The following is a 16,950-nucleotide window of genomic DNA, read 5'->3' as shown; positions in this document are numbered from 1 at the left end:
ACGCTTCGGGGGAATCGGCCGGATACCGGGCGGCGTGCGCCTATTCGTAGGCGCCGGCGTAACGAATCGGCTGACGAATGCCGTGCGGGAGACACGTCTGCGGCAAGATCAAGCGCCGATGTTTCGGCTCCCTGAACGATCGCGCGAATCGATCGCGCGATCGTGCCGCGAAGTGATCTCAACCCGGCTCGGCGCCGCCGCCGGATGTCGAGCAACGCGGAAACGAAGCATGCGAGCGTTGCCGTCATGCAAGGCAACGCGCCGCACGAAAGAGGCGTTCGCCGCCGCTGCGCACAACGCCGGCGGCCGCGCCTCCACCGCCTCGACTCGGCGGGCGCCGACTTCGCGCGGCGGACGCCGGCGCGGCCGCGATCAGCACATGTGCATCCCGCCGTTGATCGCGAGATCGGCGCCGGTGACGAACGCGGCGTCGTCCGAGCACAGGAACGCGATGAGCGCGGCGACTTCGTCGGGCCGCCCAAGCCGGCCGACCGGAATCTGCGGAAGAATCTTCGCTTCGAGCACGTCCTGCGGCACCGCTTCGACCATCGCGGTCGCGAGATAGCCGGGCGACACGGTGTTGACCGTGATCCCGCGTTTCGCCGTCTCGAGCGCGAGCGTCTTCGTGAAGCCGTGGATACCCGCCTTCGCCGACGCGTAGTTCGCCTGACCGAACGCGCCGCGCGAGCCGTTCACCGATCCGATGTTGACGATGCGCCCGAAGCGCCGCTCGACCATGCCCGCGATGAACTGTTTCGTCACATTGAACATCGCGTCGAGATCGGTTCGCATCACGGCGTCCCAGTCGCCCTTCGTCATCTTCAGGAACGTCGCGTCGCGCGTGATTCCCGCATTGTTGATCAGCACGTCGACCTTGCCGAAATCCGCGAGCACCGTTTCCGCGCACCGCTCGCACGATTCGAAATCCGCGACGTCGACGCTGTACGCCTTGAAGTCGCGCCCGGCATCGCGCTCGTGCATGAGCCACGTCGACACATGATCGTTGCGCTCCGAATGCGACACCGCCACGGCCATGCCGGCGTCGTGCAGCCGCCGACTCACCGCGGCGCCCAGCCCGCCCATACCGCCTGTCACGAACGCCACGCGTTTTGCTTCCATCACGGCCTCCCGATAAGATGCCCGGCGCGACATCGACGCCGCGCGGCCCGCGAGCGATGCCGCGCGGCCGCCATCCGGGCATGGGTTGAGAAATATGTTGCTTGCGGCTCGCGGCGAACGCGCGCACCGATTCATATGTGCGGCAACGTGTCGACGCCCGTTGCCGTGACGTTGCGTGTCGTCCCTCTACGCCATCGCGTTTTACTGTAAGCACGCACTCACGCGATCCGTTGACCTGAGTCAAACGGATGCACGGCACCGACGCACAGCCCTGCTGTAGGAAACGCCCTACAACGCTACGCTGATGCCTACCGGAAGTTCAACGTTCGACAGTATCGATGCGGCAATCCGCGTTGCATACTGACAAGCGTAGGGGTGGTCTTCGAATGATCATTCCGACCCGCGTTTCGTCGTCTATGCTCTTAGCGGGCGGGCTTGCCTCGGCTGATTCGGCAATCGCAACGAAACGACGGATTGCGCACGACGAGATGCAAGCCTCGCTCCCGGACGGCAGTTCCGGCCGTTTGCCATCATCGTCCGGCATGCCGCGCAGCGCAGTCGCCCTTCTTCGCCGACGCCGCCGCGCAATGCGGCACTGCGTGCCGCGCCACGTGTCTGCGCGCTCGACCGTGCCAGTCGAGCCCGCCGCATGAAAGGAGCCGATTATGCTGACCGCCTCAGCCAATGAAGCCGCGCCCTCGTCCGTGCCGCAACGGCCCGTGTTGCAGTTGCATCCCGTTGCGGCCGAGGACACGCCGAAGCAGCCGGCGACGCGCTGCTCGACCTGCGCGACACGCAACGTGTGCATGCCGGCCAGCCTCACGCCGAGCGAGCTCGCCCGGCTCGACGCAATGGTGTGCACGACGCGCCACGTCAAACGCGGCGAAGCATTGTTTCGCACGCACGATACGTTTCAGAGCATCTATGCGGTGCGCACCGGCTCGTTCAAGACGGTCGTCATGCATCGCGACGGCCGCGAGCAGGTGACGGGCTTTCAGATCGTCGGCGAAACGCTCGGTCTCGACGGTGTATGCGGCGGCCGCCACAACAGCGATGCGATCGCGCTCGAGGACAGTACCGTCTGCATCATCCCGTTCGCGCAGCTCGAAGCGGTGTGTCGCGAAGTCAAGCCGATGCAGCACCACGTACATCAGTTGATGAGCGGCGAGATCGTCCGCGAATCGAGCCTGATGATGCTGCTGGGCACGATGACGGCCGAGCAGCGCGTCGCCGCGTTCCTGCTCAACATCTCCGAGCGTTTCCAGAAACGCGGCTATTCGGCGTCGGAGTTCAATCTTCGGATGACGCGCGAGGAAATCGGCTGCTATCTCGGGATGAAGCTCGAAACCGTCAGCCGGATGTTGTCGAAGTTCCAGCGCGACAAGCTGATCGCGCCGCGCGGCAAGCAGATTCGCATCACCGATCCGCAGGGGCTCGCGCGCGTGTGACGCGTCGCCGGCGCGGCGCACGCCCGAAGCCTGAAGCCGCGCGCGCATCTTCGATGAAGCCGCTTGCTTCGCGGCGGGAGCGGTGCGCCCGTGCGCCGCGCACGGACGCCGCTTGATTCAGCGCATCGTCAGCACCGCCGCGCCCGTCAGGCGCCCCGAGCGCAGATCGTCGAGCGCCTGGTTCGCTTGCGCGAGCGGATACGGCGTCGCCTCCACGTCGAGCTGCACGTCGTTCGCGATCCGCATGAATTCCGCCGCATCGTCGCGCGTCAGGTTCGCGACCGACACGATCCGCCGCTCTCCCCACAGCAGGTCGTACGAAAACGACGGAATGTCCGACATGTGAATTCCGCCGCACACGACGACGCCGCCCTTCGCGACCGCCGCGAGCGCGGCCGGCACGAGCGCGCCGACCGACGCGAAGATCAGCGCGGCGTCGAGCGGCTCGGGCGCGGGCTCGTCGCTGCCGCCCGCCCATGCCGCGCCGAGCCGGCGCGCGAGCTGCTGCGCCGGGACATCGCCGGGGCGCGTGAACGCGTAGACCGTGCGCCCCTGGAAACGCGCGACCTGCGCGACGAGATGCGCGGCCGCGCCGAAACCGTACAGGCCGATGCGGCGCGCGGGGCCCGCCATCTTCAGCGTCCGGTAGCCGATGAGGCCCGCGCACAGCAGCGGCGCCGCGTGGACGTCGTCGTAGCGGCTCGGCAAGTGTACGCAGAAGCGCGCGTCGGCGACCGTGCGCTCCGCGTAGCCGCCGTCGATCGTGTAGCCGGTGAAGCCGGGGGCATCGCACAGGTTCTCGCGGCCGCTCTTGCAGTACATGCAGTGGCCGCATGCGCGGCCGAGCCACGGCACGCCGACGCGATCGCCGATCGCGAAGCCCGCCGCGCCCACGCCGAGCGCGGCCACCGTGCCGACGATCTCGTGGCCCGGAATCACCGGCCGCTTCGGATCGCGCAGGTCGCCGTCGACGACGTGCAGATCGGTCCGGCATACGCCGCACGCGTGCACGTCGATCAGCAGTTCGCCCGACGCCGGCCTCGGATCGGGCAGCTCCGCCTCGCGCAGCCGCGGCGCGCCGCCGTCGAACACCATCGCGCGCATCAACGCGCTCCCGAGCGCCGCGCATGCGCGGCGTCCGCCGCCCGCGCGTGCGAGGCGAGGCGTTCGCGCACGCGCCTGATCGCGATCACGCGCAGGTAGTCGTGAACGCGCGCGCCGTCCGCAAGGCGCGCGATTTCGTCATCGAGCATGTGCATCAACTCTCCCTCCGTGATCGAGCGCCGCCGCGCGGCGGCGAGCAGCGAATCGAAAAGCATGTCGTGGTGCATGATGCGTGTCCCTGTGCGTCGTCGAATCCGTTGGTGTCCATCGGTTCCAGCGTAGGTGCATCGTCATCGATTGAACCCCCGCGGCACGAGGGCGGCTTGACCTGGGTCAAGCGTCGCCGGTTCGCCGCCGCGCCGACGCGCGGACACGCCTTGCGCCGGCACGCGCCGACGCAAAAGAGCGCGACCCGCGACGCGCGCGCGGTGCGGCGCGGCGCGCCGTCATCGTCCTGCCGCGACAATTTCGCCCGGATCGCATTGACCTGCATCAATGGTCGCGCCCCGTCGCCGCTTAGACTGGAATCGAATCTCCGATCGAGGTACGCGCCATGTTGAACAGTCTGCCGAATCTTGCGCTGGCGTGCATGCTGGGCGCGGTCTGCATCGGCGCGGCCGGCGATGTGCGGGCGCAAGTGCGCGAGCCGACCGAGCTCGTCGACCAGCAGCATTGCATGTTCTGCCACGCGCCGAACATGCCGTTCCTCGCGCCGTCGTTTCATCAGATCGCGGAGCGCTATCGCGACGTGCCGAATGCCGCCGAGATGCTCGAGCAGAAGCTGCGTCTCGGCGGGCGCGCGCACTGGGGCGACGCGCCGATGCCGACCGCGCCCGAGCGCGGCGGCCCGCTGTCGAAGGAAGACGCGCATACGTTGATCCAATGGGTCATGAGCCAGTAGCGCGGCGTCGCCGCGCATTTTGCAAGGAGCCAGCCGTGCGCATCACCGTTCATCTCGATACGTTCGCGTCCGCCGATCCGGCCGCCTACGCGATCCTGTGGATCGACACGGCGGAGCGCAGGTGGTCGCGCGAAGGCCATGCGGGCGTCGAGCTGCCCGCATGGGGCAACGTCGTCTGCCGCGACGGCGCGACCCGCGTGACAGGCGCCGACGATTCGCATTCGCTGTGCGTGCTCGAAGGTCTCGACCTCGGCGCGAAGCACGGTCCGTTCGAAGGCGAGACGGGCGCGGCGCACTGGTATCGTCACGCGCACCACTCGCCCGTCGTCGGAGAGTGGCACGTGCAGTGCGTCGACGAAACCGCCGCGCCCGCCGAGCACGAGCTGTTCACGGGGCGCGAGGCATCCTGAGCGGACGGCGTCGCGCGGGCGCGAAGCGTCGCCCCGCGCGCGCCGATGTGTCCGTGCGGGATGCGCTCGGGGAATTTTCGGAGTCTTCGGGAGTCACCTGTTCGTCGCTTCGTCGCTTCGTCGCTTCGTCGCTTCGTCGCTTCGTCGCTTCGTCGCTTCGTCGCTTCGTCGCTTCGTCGCTTCGTCGCTTCGTCGCTTCGTCGCTTCGTCGCTTCGTCGCTTCGTCGCTTCGTCGCTTCGTCGCTTCGTCGCTTCGTCGCTTCGTCGCTTCGTCGCTTCGTCGCTTCGTCGCTTCGTCGCTTCGTCGCTTCGTCGCTTCGTCGCTTCGTCGCTTCGTCGCTTCGTCGCTTCGTCGCTTCGTCGCTTCGTCGCTTCGTCGCTTCGTCGCTTCGTCGCTTCGTCGCTTCGTCGCTTCGTCGCTTCGTGAAATCGGGATTCCGATCGTCGATCGTTGCGATCACCGGCCGTCACGCGGGCCGGCCGCACCGCCGATCCGCGCGGCTCGATTCGTCACGCCACGCGGCTCGCTCCCGTCACGCCAACGCCGTGGCGAGCCCGCGCTCCGCGGCGTCGAATGCGCTTCGGATCGCCGCCAGCGGATCGGCGCCGTTCATGTGCGGAACCGGCTTCAGCTCGTAGTCGCGCGTGATCAGATCGAGACGGACGTCGTACGTCGTGTTCGCGGTGCCGGCGCCGAGCGCCTCGATCGCGAGATGGCAGCCCGCGAGCCGCGCGCTGAATCGCTCCAGACGGATCAATTGGATGCTCGCCTCGGCTTCGAGCTGCGCTGATCCGGCAAAGCCGAAATAGGCGATCTGCATTCCAATTCCCATGATCCTTTTCTCCCCTGGCGCTCATACGGCAAAACGAAATGACGTGCCGGAGCGATAAGCATTGCGTCCATCCTCGGGGCGCTTCACTAGCATCTTCCGGTTCTTTGACGGATGCCGCTTGACATGCGTCAAGCGTGAGGCCGATACCGGGCGCGCGACTCACCTGAGATCCCGATGCGCGGCTGCCGGGCAAGCGCGCCGCGCATGGTCACATCCGCTTTGTCGGGCCGCGTTGACCGCGATCAATCCGCGCGCATCGAACCGGCTTAACGTGGGATCGACCCGACTTACCGCATCCGGACGGCGCGATGAAAAAACCGACCACACCCCGCACCAAGCGACGCGCCCCTTCCGTCGCGAACGCCGCCGCGCGCCGAGCGCCGCTGCGCCGTGTGCGCGCGGCGCCGAAGAGCCGGCTGCCGCTGCCCGCCGCCGTCGAGCGGCTCGTGTCGAGCCCGACGTACCGGCAAGCCGACGAGGATCTCGACTTCCTGCAGCGCCCCGAGATGTGCGGCGTGCGGCTGCAGCTCGATTACTGGAAGACGGAGGAAATGCTGCAGCGCGTCGGCATCAGCGATACCGTCGTCGTCTACGGCAGCACGCGGATCGTCGCGCCCGCCGTCGCGCGCGCGCGGCTTGCCGACGCGCAGCGCCAGCTCGCCGCGCGCCCGAACGATCCCGAGCGACGCCATGCGGTCAGCGTCGCGGTGCGGCTGCTCGAGCGCAGCCACTACTACGGCGTCGCGCGCGACCTCGGCCGGCTCGTCGGCAAGACCAGCCGCTCGCCCCATCCGCGCCGCCTCACGATCGTCACGGGCGGCGGCCCCGGCATCATGGAAGCGGCCAACCGCGGCGCGCACGAAGCGGGCGCGCCCAGCATCGGGCTCAACATCGCGCTGCCGCACGAGCAATTCCCGAACCCGTATGTGACGCCCGAGCTGTGCTTTCGCTTCCACTATTTCGCGATCCGCAAGCTGCACCTGCTCGAGCGCGCGAAGGCCGCCGTGTTCTTTCCGGGCGGCTACGGCACCTGCGACGAACTGTTCGAAGTGTTGACGCTGCTGCAAACCCGCAAGATCGCGCCGTTGCCCGTCGTGCTGGTCGGCCGCGCGTTCTGGCGCTCGGCGGTCGACTTCGGCTTTCTGGTCGACGAGGGCATGATCGATCCGCGCGACGCGGAGCTGTTCCGGTTCTGCGAAACCGCCGACGAGATCTGGACGGCGATCGGCGGCCCGCATCGTCCCGCGTGAGCGGCGCGGGCCGGATTCGGGTTGTCCCGCAGCCTGGTCCACCCCCGCGCGCGCGGCGCTCCGGGTTCTCCCGTAAGGCGCTTTCCTATTCGAAGAAAGCGCGCATCCGCGTTGTAGGAAAGCGCCGATAGGCCCGCCGCATTTCCTACGAGAAGCTCGGTGTGCGCTGCTTGGAGCGAATCGTTCGTCACACGATACTGTCATTGCAGACACGCATCACGCGACGAATGCAAGAACAAACGCTCCACGGGGATCAGGAGGTCGCCATGTCATACCAAGACGTCTACGTCGAATCGGGCTACCTCGCTTATGGCCGCACGGAAGCGACGCCCGCCGCCGATACGGGCCGCACCGCGCGGCCGCAGCCGGCGGCGGCGAGCGCCGACCGGGCCGACGCGCTGCTTGCGCTCGCCCGCGAGGCCGGCATGCTCGTCACGCTCGACGGCCAGATCGGCCGCGAACGCTATCAGAGCGTCGCCGGCTCCGTCGCGTCGCTGATGCGCTTCGTGACCGCGCTCGAACAATCGCTGCTCGACGCAGACCGCTGACATGCTCGCCTGCGAAACGCCTGTGCGCTGCGCACGTGGCCGTTGCCGTTGCGCGCGCACGCCGCTCGCCACTGCCGCCCGCGCACGCAGCCGCCGCACCAATTCCGCGTCGCGCCGCTACGCGTCCGGCTGCCGCTAGGGCCGGTTCATCCACCCGCCTGAGCTCAAGTCTTCGTTCGCTTTCATCTCGCGAGCCGCGCACCACCATCTCCTCTCACCGGCTCGCGAACTTCTTTTTCCCCGCTCGACCGATTCGAATCCGCATCCCCCGCATCGGGCGGCCGTCACGCATCCCTTTGCGCCGTTTCATACGCCGCGCCGGCTTCCTTGCGTCGCCGCACGGCGCACGCGCCGCGACATGCATCGAACGGCGCGGGCGACGAGCGGCGCAGCGCGCGGCGCATTCGGCGCATTCGGCACCTGCGACACCGACGACACCTACGTTGCGCGTCACGCATGCGCGACCGCGCAATGCGCGCCGCGCCTTTCGCCCGACCTCACTCGACGACCAGGTCGTCGACCACCGCCCGCACGCCGCGCGCCGACCACGCGGCGCCGCGCGCGACTGCGCGCTCCGCATACGAGCCGACCTTGCCCGACAGCGTCACGGTGCCGTCCTTGACCGTCACGTCGATATGCTTCGCCTCGCGCTCCGCATGACGCTGCATCGCGAGCCGGATGCCGCCCGCGATCTCGTCGGCGCTCACGTCGCCGAGAACGTCGATCTCGTTCGTCACGCCGGTCACGCCGCGCATTTGCGAAATCGCACGAATCGCGACATGGCTCTGATACGCCCAGTCGACCTTGCCCGACAACGTCACCCAGCCCGATTCGACCTGCACCTGGACGGCCGCGTCATGCAGCCCGACGGTCCAGTGCAGGATCGAGCGCACGGCGTCGGCGATCTCCTCGTCGGAGCGGACGTCGCCGTGCGGCAGCCGCACCTGCACGTCGACGACGACCGCGCGCACGCCCGCGACCCGGTTCGCCGCCTTCTCGGCCGCGAGCTTTTCCGCGTAGCTGGCCGGATGGCCCGTCAGCGTGACGATGTGCCCGGCGACGTCGACATTGAAGTGCGCGCCGTCGATCATCGGGTCGCCCGTCAGTTCCTCCTCGACTTCCTGCTTGATCTGCCTGTCCGTTTTCATCGCTCGCTCCACCTGAAAACACGGCGCGAATCCGCCGCTTCAGAGCAGCTTTGCATACGCGCACCACGAGTTTTCTGATGCACGTCAAGTGCGATTCGGCGCTGCGCGGCCGAAGCGCCGGAGGGTCGAAGAACGCGATGCGCGCCGCGCGACGAATCGCCTTGCATGCCGGGGCGCAGGCTGCGCCGGCATTCGTCAGTCGGTTACGTCGAACGCCGCGTTCGATGCGTCGGGCGGCTCCGGCGCGCCGCCGTGCGAGCCGGCATGCGCGCACCGCCGCAACCTGCCGCGCACCGCCTGGAGAAAATCCGCGCGATGCCGGCGCGCCGCGATATCGCGGAAATTCAACTGTGCAAGATCGCGCCACGGTTACCGCCGCCGCCGCGCATCGAAGCGTGCGGCGCGCGGGCACGACATGCCGGTGCGGATCGCATCGCCGATTGAAGCGCCCGTCGCACACGAAGCGCGGCAAGCAGCGAATGCAATCGATGGGCGCTCCATCGACATGGCGCGCCTCTGCAGCGCGCGATCGGATACGCGCGCCGCGTCGCCGCCGCGTCGTCGAGCGGCAGTCGCGCGGTGCGGTGCCGTGCCGTGCCGAGCGGTGCCGAGCGCGAGATCGGCCGCAACGGGCGGCTCGCCAGACCACAGCACACCCTTGAGATTCGGCTGCGTCCGCCGCGCGCGTTGCGACACTGCGCTTTCGGGTCGCGCCGCCCGCACGCGTCGAGCGTCGCGCCCGAACGGCGCATCGTTGACCTCGCCGAGCCGCACGCCCCGCGTCCGCCCCCGCAAACCCGCGCGAATTTGACGCACGTCAACAATCGTGCGCGCGGCCGCGCACCGCTTCCGCAGCACCTGCCTATAGTGGCGCCCTGCATTGGTGCGACTGCGTTGACTTGGCTCAACGCGCGCGGGCACGCGCGGCGCATCCTATTTAAAAGATGCTTCGCATGCCGTTCACGAGGCTCGCACGTAGGTTCGTCCAGCGCCGCTCGACAGAAGACCCGGCGCGCCGACATCGCGCTCCCGCGCCGAGACGAACGCTCGCGTCCCGCCTCCGATCGCAGCCTGCATGCAACCGGCGCGATGCCGGCCCCGATAACCCAGCGACGCACACCATCATGTCACCTCGTTCCCGGTTCACTTGGCGCACGGCCGTCTTCGGCCCCGGCTTGCGGCCCGTCTCGCGGATCGTCGCTACCGACGCATCGGCCGGCGCGCCCGCCGTCGACGCGCCGCCGACCGACGTCGCCGTGCTCGTCTACCACCGCTTTTCGAACACGTCCGGCGCCGATCCGATGACGGTCGGCACCGAAACGTTCGAAACGCAACTCGCGTACTTGCGCCGGCTCGGCTACCGGATCGTCCCGCTGCGCGACATCGTCCGCTGGTTGCGCGGCGAGCGCGTCGCGCTGCCGCCGAAGTCGGTCGCGCTGACGATCGACGAAGGGCACGCGTCGATCTTCGAATGGGCGAAAACGATCGCGCTGCACGAGCGGGTGCCGATCACGCTGTTCGTCTATCCGTCGGCGGTCGGCGAAGCGCCCGGCTCGCTCACGTGGCATCAGCTGCGCGTGCTGCACAAGACCGGCTGGTTCGACGTGCAGTCGCACGCGTGGTGGCATCCCGATCTGAACGCGATGCATCGTTCGACCGTCGCATTTTGCGACGCGACGCGCGCGCAGTTCGAACAGGCGCGCGCGCGCATCGAGCGCGAGATCGGCAACACGGTCGATCTGCTCGCCTGGCCGTTCGGCGCGTTCGACGGCGAGCTCGGCGCGCTCGCGCGCGAAGCGGGCTACGTGGCGGGCTTCACGCTGGAGCCGAGCAAGATCCGTCACGACTCGCCGCTGCTTACGCTGCCGCGTTTTCTGATGGTCGAGGAATGCACGCCGCCCGTGCTGCGGCGGCTGCTCGCGAAGAGCGGCGCGCCGCCCGAGGAAGCGGCTCGGAGATGATGCGCGCGGCCCGCCGCCGTCACGGTGTGCGCGAATCGTCCCAGCCGCCGCCGAGCGCCGCGTACAGCGCAACGGTATCTTGCAGCCGCTGCGCGCTCGCCTGCACCCACGCGAGCCGCGCCTGCCGGTATTGCTGATCGGTGGCAAGAACCTGCAAATAGCCGGCCGCGCCCGTCTCGTATTCGATCGTCACGAGCCGCAGTGCCTCGCGCGCCGCGTCCATCGCGCGCAACTGCGCATCGAGTCCCGCCGCATCGTGATCAAGTGCGCGCAACGTGTCGGCGACTTGCGCAAACGCGCTCAGCACCACCTGCCGATAGGCGGCGTTCGATTCGTCGAACGCGTCGATCGCGGCCTTGCGCTGATACCACAGCGCGCCGCCATGAAAGAGCGGCGCGGTGATCGACGCGCCGACGCTCCACGCCTTGCCGCTCGCCGCGAACAGCGACGGCAATTGCGTCGCGTTGAAACCGCCCGAGGCCGACAGCGTGACGCTCGGAAACAGCGCCGCCGTCGCAACGCCGACGTTCGCGCTCGCCGCATGCAGCGCCGCCTCGGCCTGCAGGATGTCGGGGCGGCGGCGCACGAGCCCGGACGGCACCGTCTGCGGCAGCTGCGCCGGCAACGCGATGTCCGCGAGCGACAGCGTCGGCGGCGTGCGCTCGGCCGGAAAGCGGCCCGCGAGCGTCGCGAGCAGATCGTCGGCCTGGCCGATCTTCTGCTCGAGCGCGGGCAGCGACGCGTCGAGCGACGCGCGCGCGGACTCGAGCGCGAGCACGGCCGAGTACGCGCTCGTGCCGGCGCTCACCTGCGCGCGCGTGAGACGGATCTGTTCGTCCGTCAACGCGATCAGCTCGCGCGTGACCGCGACCTCGTCCGCATACGCGGCGCGCGCGATCATCGTGTTGACGACGTTCGCCGCGAGCGTGAGGCGCGCGGCCGCGAGCGCTTGACGCTGCGCGTCGGCCTGCGCGGCGAGCCCCTCGACGTTGCGCCGTTCGCCGCCCCAGATGTCGAGCGCATAGCTGATCGTCGTCGACAGCGTGAACAGGTTGAAGATCGAAGCGGGCAGATTCGTGCCCGTGCGCAACGGCACGTTGCGCTGCCGCGACGCGCCCGCCTGCGCGTCGATCTGCGGATAGAACACGCCCGCGCCCGCCATCAGTTCGTGCTCGCTGCGTCTGAGCGTCGCCTGCGCGCCGTCCAGCGTCGGGCTGCCGGCGAACGCGTCGTCGACGGCCGCGTCGATCTCGCGCGAGCCGAACAGGCGCCACCACGCATCGGGCAACGGCGCGTCGGGCGCGAGCGTCTGCGTCGCGCCGCCCGCGGTGAAGCTCGTGCGCGCGGCGGCGTCCGGCACGTAGGCGTCGACGCGGGGCGGCCCGGGCCGAACGAAGTCGGGCCCGACCGCGCAGCCGGCGACGAGCGCCGCGCCGCCGAGCGCGATCGCCGCGAAGCGCAGCCGGCGGCGCCGTCGCGCACGGTCAATCCGACGCGATGTACACATCGACGATCTGCCCCGGAAACAGCCTCAGATCCTTGTGCGGCACGACGCGGAAGATCACGGGCAGCACGCGCACGTCGACGCGCTCGGTCCGTTGATTGGACAACTGAATCTTCGGCGTCACGTAAGGCTGCACGCGAACGAACTCGAGATCCGCCTCGGTCGGCGTGCCGCGCACCGACATGTGCGCCTTCGGCATCTTGCCGGCCGGCAGGCGGCTGATCAGGATCTCGTCGACATAGCAGCGCACCTGCAGCCGGTTCGCCGACGAGCCGAGCACGATCGCCGGCGCGTTCCCTTGCGTGTACGTGTCGTACATCCCCTGCGGCGACAGGTACGAGCCGAGCGCCGCGTTCATCGCGAGCACGACGCCGTCCGAGGGCGCGCGCAGCGTGTAGTGCGCGAGCAGCGCGCTCGACGCGTCGGCCGCCCGGCGCAGCGCGGCGACCTGCTTCTCCTGGTTGCGCACGTCGTACACCCACGCGCCCGCGCGCGTCAGCCGATACTGGCGCGTGACGACGTCGAGGTTCGCGCGCGCCACCTTCACGGCGTTCAATGCGTTGTCGAGCGCGTCGCGGCTCACTGTCTTCGGATCGATCGCGAACGCGCGCTGCTGCTTGTCGTACTGGTCCTGCGCGGTCTTCAGGCTCGCGGCGGCCGCGTCGACCTGCGCGGCGGCGACGTCGAGCGTCTCGCGGCGCGGCTGCGCCTTCAATTCGTCGAGCAACGCCTGCGCGGCGTCCGCTTGCGCGGCGAGCTGCGCGGCGGTCGCCTTCTGCACCGAATCGTCGAGCGTGAGCAGCGTGTCGCCCGCCTTCACCGCGTCGCCCTCGCGCACGAAGATCCGCGTGACCGCGCCCGTGACGTCCGGATACAGGTTGACGTTCACGCCGGAGCTCTGGTCGCTCTCGACGATGCCCGTCGCATAGACGCCGCGCGGATACGGATTCGAAGCGGGCTTGAACACGGGCGGCTGCGGCGGCTCCTGAATGCTGTAGACCCATGCGGCGGCGACGCTCACGAGAAACCCGACGATCGCGATCAGGAAGATGAGCCGATGCTTCACTGGCCGCCCCCGCTCTCGATCGCGGTGAGCTTGCCGTCCTCCATCCGCAGGATGCGGTCCGCGTAGTCGAAGATGCGACTGTCGTGCGTGACGATCACGATGCAGCGCTTGTCGTTGAGCACCTTGTGCTTGACGAAATCGATGATCGTGCGGCCGGTGTCGCCGTCGAGCGACGCGGTCGGCTCGTCGAGGATCAGGATGTCGGGCTGGCTCACGATCGCGCGCGCGATCGCGACGCGCTGCTGCTCGCCGCCCGACAACTTCACGGGCGGCAGCGTCGCGCGGTTGCGCAGGCCGACGACGTCGAGATATTCGTGCGCCGCGTCGATCGCGAGATTCCAGTCGCGGCGCTTGAGGATCAGCGGAATCGCGACGTTCTCGGCCGTCGTCAGGCGCGGAAACAGGTGGTAGTCCTGAAACACGAAGCCGATCCGGTTGAGGCGGAAATCGGCGATCGCGTCGTTGCCCTGCGCCCACAGATCGACGCCGTCGACGAACACGTTGCCCTCGTCCGGCCGCAGGATGCCGGACATCACGCTGAGCAGCGTCGTCTTGCCGCTGCCCGACGGCCCGACGATCAGCAGCATCTCGCCGAAATTCGCCTGCACCGACACGTCCGACAGCGCGCGCGTGCGCGCGTCGCCTTCGCCGAACCACTTGGTGAGGCCGCGTGCGTCGATCGCGAGCTCCGCCATCGTCATCCCCTGAAAATGTCGAACGGCTCGATCCGCAGCACGCGGCGCACGCCGAGATAGCTCGACAGCCCGGCGATCACGACGACCATGCCGAACGCGAGCGCGAGATTGCCGTACGTGATGAGCGCCGCGTAGCTCGGCAGGCGCAGCCGCGCGAAGCTGATGAGCGCGGTGCAGAGGCCGACGCCGAGGCCGTAGCCGGTGAGCGCGGTGAACGTCGCCTGGAACAGGATCATCGCGACGAGCTCGTGGTTCTTCGCGCCGATCGCCTTCAACGCGCCGAATTTTTCGAGATTCTCGAGAATGAACGTGTAGAACGTCTGGCCCGAGATCGACAGGCCGACGATGAAGCTGATCACGGTCATCAGCAGGATGTTCGTGCCGACGCCCGTCTCGTACTTGTAGAAGTCCGAGATGTGCTTCATGAATTCTTCTTTCGTGTACGCGCGATAGCCGAGCGCCGAGACCTCGCGCTTGATGTGCGCGATGTTCTGGCTGGACTTCGGCTCGACGAGAATGTACGACGTCGTGAAGCGCGTCGACGGAATGTACTGCGTCGCGCGCGCGTAGGTCGTGTAGAGCGTGGGCGTGCCGAACAGGCCGCTGCTCGCGACCTTCGCGATGCCGACGATCACGCCGCGGTTGTCGTTCAGCTCGAAGGTCGTGCCGAGCGCCGGATTCTTCAGCTTCGGGAACTCGGCGTCGTCGATCGCGATGAAGCCGTTTTCCGCGTAGATGTCCTCGATGCGGCCCGCCTTCATCGTCGGCCGGCCGAGCAGGCTCGCGTCGTCGAGGCCGATCACGGTGACGGCCTGGTAGGTGCCGTCGGCAAGCTTCACGAGCGCGCCGCCGGAATAGATCGGCACCGCGTACTTGACGCCGTCGATGCTGCGCACCGCGTCGAGCACGTAGTCGGGCATCCCGATGCTGCTCGCGATCGTCTGCACGCCCGGGTCCATCACCCACACCTTCGCGCCGACGTTGATGACGGTCGACGACGACTTGTTCAGGATTCCCGCGAACAGCGACGTCATCTCCACCATCAGGAACACGGCGAACGTGATGCCGACGATCAGCGCGCTGAACTTCGCGCTGTCGTTGACGAGCAGCTTGAACGCGAGCCTCAGTATCCCGTTCACGATGCGTCGCGCGCGGCCCCCCGGCGACGTTGTACGGGCACTGCGCGCTGCCGCGCGAACGCCGGCGCGAAGATCGGCCGGCAATACAGATCGACGAAGCCGAGCGCGCCCGCGACGATCGCGAACAGCATGAAGTACGGGGCCGAGCCGTCGGCGACGAGCAGCCCGCGCACCGCGGCGATCAGGCCGACCTGCGAGGCGAACACGGCGACGGTCGATGCGATCGCGTTGCGGTCAGAATGCGTCATGTCGTTCTCCTTGTTTTCCGGGCGCGCGCGATGCGCTCACACATCCACGTGATGTTCGGCTTCCTCGCCGCGCACGAGCAGCACCGGGCAGTGCGACGCGCGCAGGAAGCGCTCGGCGACGCTGCCGAGCACGACGCGCCGCATGCCGCGGCGGCCATGCGTGCCGAGCACGACGAGATCCGCGCCGTTTTGCTTCGCGCAGCGCTCGAGCGCCTGCGCCACTTCCTCGCCGATGCCGGCGGTTTCGAACAGCTCGGCGTCGCCCTTCACCTGCGCGGCCTCGATCGCCTTCTCCGCTTCGCCGAGCGCCTTGCGGCCGTCGTCGCGGAAGCCTTCGAGGAGCGCGTTCGGATCGAAATGGCCCGCGTAGCTGAACACCACCGACTTGTCGACGACGTACACCGCATGCACGCGCCCGCCCGTCGCCTTCGCGATCTTGATCGCTTCGCCGAGGCCGCGCTTCGAGATGTCGCTGCCGTCGAGCGCCACCATGATCTTCTGGTACATAAAACCTCCTGGTTCAAGTCGATGTCGTTTCGGCGGCCCGGCGGTCCGGGGCTTTCGCATGCTTCGAGAAACCGCCTCGCGCACCGGATTGCTTCATCGTTGCGCGGAACCGTTCGGGATGCCGAAAACATGCGTTCATGATCCGGCGTTCCGTGTGCGGAAAGTTGACTTCCGTCAAGCTTCCGCCGCGCGGCGCACGGATTCGCGCATTTCGTCAGGTCAACAGTTCCTCGATGAAGCGCGCATAGTCGCGCCGCGATGCAGCAAGCTCGCGCCGGGTCGCGGGCGCGGCGCGCAGCGCCTGCCGCAGGCACGCCTGCGTGAGCGGCGCGACGAGCAAGAGCGGCGTGCGCGCGGCGATGCCGGCGCGCAGCTCGCCCGCGTCGACGCCCTGCCGCACGAGCCGGCCGACCGCCGTCGCGACCGCGTGCTCGACCTGTTTCTGCCAGCGCTCGACCGCGTGCGGCGCGCGCCTGCTCTCGGCGACGAGCAGGCGCAGCATCGCGATCACCGGCTCGCTCGTCGACCACGTGTAGAGATCGCCCGCGAGCAGATCGACGAGCGCGGCGAGCGCCGCGGGCGCTTCCGATTCGGATGAAGCCGCCCGGGCATTCGCGGTGATCGACGAGCGCGGCGCGCGGCGCGCATCCGATTCGCTCGGCGCATCGTGCGCATCGACGCCGTTCGGCGCGCTCGCCGAATTCCTCGCGCGCGCGGCGCGATCCGCATTCGCCCCATTCGCCTTGCGCGCCCCCTTCGAGCGGCGTGCGGCAAGCGCCGCCTTCGACGCGCCCGGCAGCGGCGGCATCAGCGAGCGCTCGAGCAGCGCCTCGAAAATCTCGTCCTTGCTGCCGAAGTGCGTGTAGACGCCGCCCTTCGACATCCCCGCGCGCGCCGCGATGTCGTCGATCCGCGCGCCCACGAAGCCGCTCGCGGAAAACTCGGCGAGCGCCGCATCGAGGATCTGGTGGATGCGGACGTCGGCGGGCAAACGGCAGCGCGCCGACCTGGCCGGTGCCTCGTCTCGCGCCTTCGCCGCCCGCTCGTTGCCGTTCCGGTTTCGCATGGT

The 16,950-nt window shown here is 68.7% G+C and carries 18 protein-coding genes and 1 pseudogene; 6 read left to right on the top strand and 13 right to left on the bottom strand.

Features of this window, described 5'->3' with window-relative positions:
- Window positions 1–372 precede the first annotated feature (372 nt).
- Window positions 373–1,119, bottom strand: coding sequence for a beta-ketoacyl-ACP reductase (locus WT60_RS22220; protein WP_059641752.1), 747 nt, complete (start codon window positions 1,117–1,119; stop codon window positions 373–375).
- A gap of 665 nt (window positions 1,120–1,784) precedes the next feature.
- Here WT60_RS22220 and WT60_RS22210 point away from each other — a divergent pair.
- Window positions 1,785–2,567: a helix-turn-helix domain-containing protein gene (locus WT60_RS22210; RefSeq protein ID WP_038753677.1), complete on the top strand. Its 783-nt coding sequence runs from the start codon at window positions 1,785–1,787 to the stop codon at window positions 2,565–2,567.
- A gap of 117 nt (window positions 2,568–2,684) precedes the next feature.
- Here the strand turns inward: WT60_RS22210 and WT60_RS22205 are convergent, their stop codons facing one another.
- Window positions 2,685–3,671 carry a zinc-dependent alcohol dehydrogenase family protein gene (locus WT60_RS22205; protein WP_059579320.1) on the bottom strand — a complete coding sequence of 329 codons (987 nt, stop codon included), beginning with the start codon at window positions 3,669–3,671 and terminating at the stop codon, window positions 2,685–2,687.
- Complete coding sequence (locus WT60_RS22200) at window positions 3,671–3,898, bottom strand: DUF3562 domain-containing protein (RefSeq protein WP_038753684.1); 228 nt, start codon at window positions 3,896–3,898, stop codon at window positions 3,671–3,673. Before WT60_RS22200 ends, WT60_RS22205 begins: the two co-directional genes overlap by 1 nt.
- A 326-nt stretch (window positions 3,899–4,224) precedes the next feature.
- Here WT60_RS22200 and WT60_RS22195 point away from each other — a divergent pair, with 326 nt between their 5' ends.
- Entirely contained in the window at window positions 4,225–4,572 is a 348-nt protein-coding gene (locus WT60_RS22195) for a c-type cytochrome (RefSeq protein WP_038753687.1), read from the top strand.
- Window positions 4,554–4,982, top strand: coding sequence for a DUF3564 domain-containing protein (locus tag WT60_RS22190; protein ID WP_059579323.1), 429 nt, complete (start codon window positions 4,554–4,556; stop codon window positions 4,980–4,982). Before WT60_RS22195 ends, WT60_RS22190 begins: the two co-directional genes overlap by 19 nt.
- A 533-nt stretch (window positions 4,983–5,515) precedes the next feature.
- Here the strand turns inward: WT60_RS22190 and WT60_RS22180 are convergent.
- Complete coding sequence (locus WT60_RS22180) at window positions 5,516–5,803, bottom strand: hypothetical protein (protein WP_038749393.1); 288 nt, start codon at window positions 5,801–5,803, stop codon at window positions 5,516–5,518.
- A 320-nt stretch (window positions 5,804–6,123) separates the two neighbouring features.
- Between WT60_RS22180 and WT60_RS22175 the strand changes: the two genes are divergently transcribed.
- Together WT60_RS22175 and WT60_RS22170 are read left to right on the top strand one after the other, a co-directional pair.
- Window positions 6,124–7,065 (top strand): TIGR00730 family Rossman fold protein, encoded by a 942-nt coding sequence (locus tag WT60_RS22175; RefSeq protein WP_038749390.1) that lies wholly within the window; start codon window positions 6,124–6,126, stop codon window positions 7,063–7,065.
- Between the two features lie 266 nt (window positions 7,066–7,331).
- Window positions 7,332–7,613, top strand: a complete 282-nt coding sequence (locus tag WT60_RS22170; RefSeq protein WP_060356463.1) for a hypothetical protein — start codon at window positions 7,332–7,334, stop codon at window positions 7,611–7,613.
- A gap of 497 nt (window positions 7,614–8,110) precedes the next feature.
- Here WT60_RS22170 and WT60_RS22165 read toward each other — a convergent pair whose 3' ends face one another.
- Both WT60_RS22165 and WT60_RS35295 read right to left on the bottom strand, forming a co-directional pair.
- A complete protein-coding gene (locus WT60_RS22165; protein WP_060356451.1) occupies window positions 8,111–8,761 on the bottom strand; it encodes a BON domain-containing protein in 651 nt (216 codons plus the stop codon).
- Between the two features lie 267 nt (window positions 8,762–9,028).
- Window positions 9,029–9,157 (bottom strand): annotated as a pseudogene (locus tag WT60_RS35295) (sulfotransferase); the annotation flags it as partial.
- 728 nt (window positions 9,158–9,885) lie between these two features.
- On the opposite strand from WT60_RS35295, the gene WT60_RS22150 reads away from it, so the two are divergent.
- Window positions 9,886–10,722, top strand: a complete 837-nt coding sequence (locus WT60_RS22150) for a polysaccharide deacetylase family protein (protein WP_038749382.1) — start codon at window positions 9,886–9,888, stop codon at window positions 10,720–10,722.
- A gap of 19 nt (window positions 10,723–10,741) precedes the next feature.
- Here WT60_RS22150 and WT60_RS22145 read toward each other — a convergent pair whose 3' ends face one another.
- From WT60_RS22145 to WT60_RS22110, 7 genes are all read right to left on the bottom strand, one after another.
- Window positions 10,742–12,229 (bottom strand): efflux transporter outer membrane subunit, encoded by a 1,488-nt coding sequence (locus WT60_RS22145; RefSeq protein WP_060356453.1) that lies wholly within the window; start codon window positions 12,227–12,229, stop codon window positions 10,742–10,744.
- Window positions 12,207–13,292, bottom strand: a complete 1,086-nt coding sequence (locus WT60_RS22140) for a biotin/lipoyl-binding protein (RefSeq protein WP_038749376.1) — start codon at window positions 13,290–13,292, stop codon at window positions 12,207–12,209. Before WT60_RS22140 ends, WT60_RS22145 begins: the two co-directional genes overlap by 23 nt.
- Window positions 13,289–13,993 (bottom strand): ABC transporter ATP-binding protein, encoded by a 705-nt coding sequence (locus tag WT60_RS22135; protein ID WP_038749373.1) that lies wholly within the window; start codon window positions 13,991–13,993, stop codon window positions 13,289–13,291. Before WT60_RS22135 ends, WT60_RS22140 begins: the two co-directional genes overlap by 4 nt.
- On the bottom strand, window positions 13,990–15,126 hold the full coding sequence (locus WT60_RS22130) for an ABC transporter permease (RefSeq protein WP_038749370.1): 1,137 nt from the start codon (window positions 15,124–15,126) through the stop codon (window positions 13,990–13,992). Before WT60_RS22130 ends, WT60_RS22135 begins: the two co-directional genes overlap by 4 nt.
- Window positions 15,123–15,374, bottom strand: a complete 252-nt coding sequence (locus tag WT60_RS22125; protein ID WP_038749368.1) for a hypothetical protein — start codon at window positions 15,372–15,374, stop codon at window positions 15,123–15,125. Before WT60_RS22125 ends, WT60_RS22130 begins: the two co-directional genes overlap by 4 nt.
- A 36-nt stretch (window positions 15,375–15,410) precedes the next feature.
- The gene (locus WT60_RS22120) at window positions 15,411–15,881 is read right to left on the bottom strand and encodes a universal stress protein (RefSeq protein ID WP_038749365.1); all 471 of its coding nucleotides are present in this window, start codon (window positions 15,879–15,881) and stop codon (window positions 15,411–15,413) included.
- Between the two features lie 214 nt (window positions 15,882–16,095).
- Window positions 16,096–16,947 carry a TetR/AcrR family transcriptional regulator gene (locus WT60_RS22110; RefSeq protein WP_060356454.1) on the bottom strand — a complete coding sequence of 284 codons (852 nt, stop codon included), beginning with the start codon at window positions 16,945–16,947 and terminating at the stop codon, window positions 16,096–16,098.
- Between the last annotated feature and the right edge of the window lie 3 nt (window positions 16,948–16,950).

This window comes from Burkholderia sp. MSMB617WGS (assembly GCF_001532025.2).
GTDB lineage: Bacteria > Pseudomonadota > Gammaproteobacteria > Burkholderiales > Burkholderiaceae > Burkholderia > Burkholderia savannae.
Note: the sequence above shows the minus strand (reverse complement) of the source record. Positions and strands in the feature narration are given on the sequence as shown.

Bases quoted from the DNA above. Each gene is read 5' to 3' on its own strand.
- WT60_RS22220 (WP_059641752.1), bottom strand. From the start codon at position 1,119: ATGGAAGCAAAACGCGTGGCGTTCGTGACAGGCGGTATGGGCGGGCTG.
- WT60_RS22210 (WP_038753677.1), top strand. From the start codon at position 1,785: ATGCTGACCGCCTCAGCCAATGAAGCCGCGCCCTCGTCCGTGCCGCAA.
- WT60_RS22205 (WP_059579320.1), bottom strand. From the start codon at position 3,671: ATGCGCGCGATGGTGTTCGACGGCGGCGCGCCGCGGCTGCGCGAGGCG.
- WT60_RS22200 (WP_038753684.1), bottom strand. From the start codon at position 3,898: ATGCACCACGACATGCTTTTCGATTCGCTGCTCGCCGCCGCGCGGCGG.
- WT60_RS22195 (WP_038753687.1), top strand. From the start codon at position 4,225: ATGTTGAACAGTCTGCCGAATCTTGCGCTGGCGTGCATGCTGGGCGCG.
- WT60_RS22190 (WP_059579323.1), top strand. From the start codon at position 4,554: ATGGGTCATGAGCCAGTAGCGCGGCGTCGCCGCGCATTTTGCAAGGAG.
- WT60_RS22180 (WP_038749393.1), bottom strand. From the start codon at position 5,803: ATGCAGATCGCCTATTTCGGCTTTGCCGGATCAGCGCAGCTCGAAGCC.
- WT60_RS22175 (WP_038749390.1), top strand. From the start codon at position 6,124: ATGAAAAAACCGACCACACCCCGCACCAAGCGACGCGCCCCTTCCGTC.
- WT60_RS22170 (WP_060356463.1), top strand. From the start codon at position 7,332: ATGTCATACCAAGACGTCTACGTCGAATCGGGCTACCTCGCTTATGGC.
- WT60_RS22165 (WP_060356451.1), bottom strand. From the start codon at position 8,761: ATGAAAACGGACAGGCAGATCAAGCAGGAAGTCGAGGAGGAACTGACG.
- WT60_RS22150 (WP_038749382.1), top strand. From the start codon at position 9,886: ATGTCACCTCGTTCCCGGTTCACTTGGCGCACGGCCGTCTTCGGCCCC.
- WT60_RS22145 (WP_060356453.1), bottom strand. From the start codon at position 12,229: ATGTGTACATCGCGTCGGATTGACCGTGCGCGACGGCGCCGCCGGCTG.
- WT60_RS22135 (WP_038749373.1), bottom strand. From the start codon at position 13,993: ATGACGATGGCGGAGCTCGCGATCGACGCACGCGGCCTCACCAAGTGG.
- WT60_RS22125 (WP_038749368.1), bottom strand. From the start codon at position 15,374: ATGACGCATTCTGACCGCAACGCGATCGCATCGACCGTCGCCGTGTTC.
- WT60_RS22120 (WP_038749365.1), bottom strand. From the start codon at position 15,881: ATGTACCAGAAGATCATGGTGGCGCTCGACGGCAGCGACATCTCGAAG.
- WT60_RS22110 (WP_060356454.1), bottom strand. From the start codon at position 16,947: ATGCGAAACCGGAACGGCAACGAGCGGGCGGCGAAGGCGCGAGACGAG.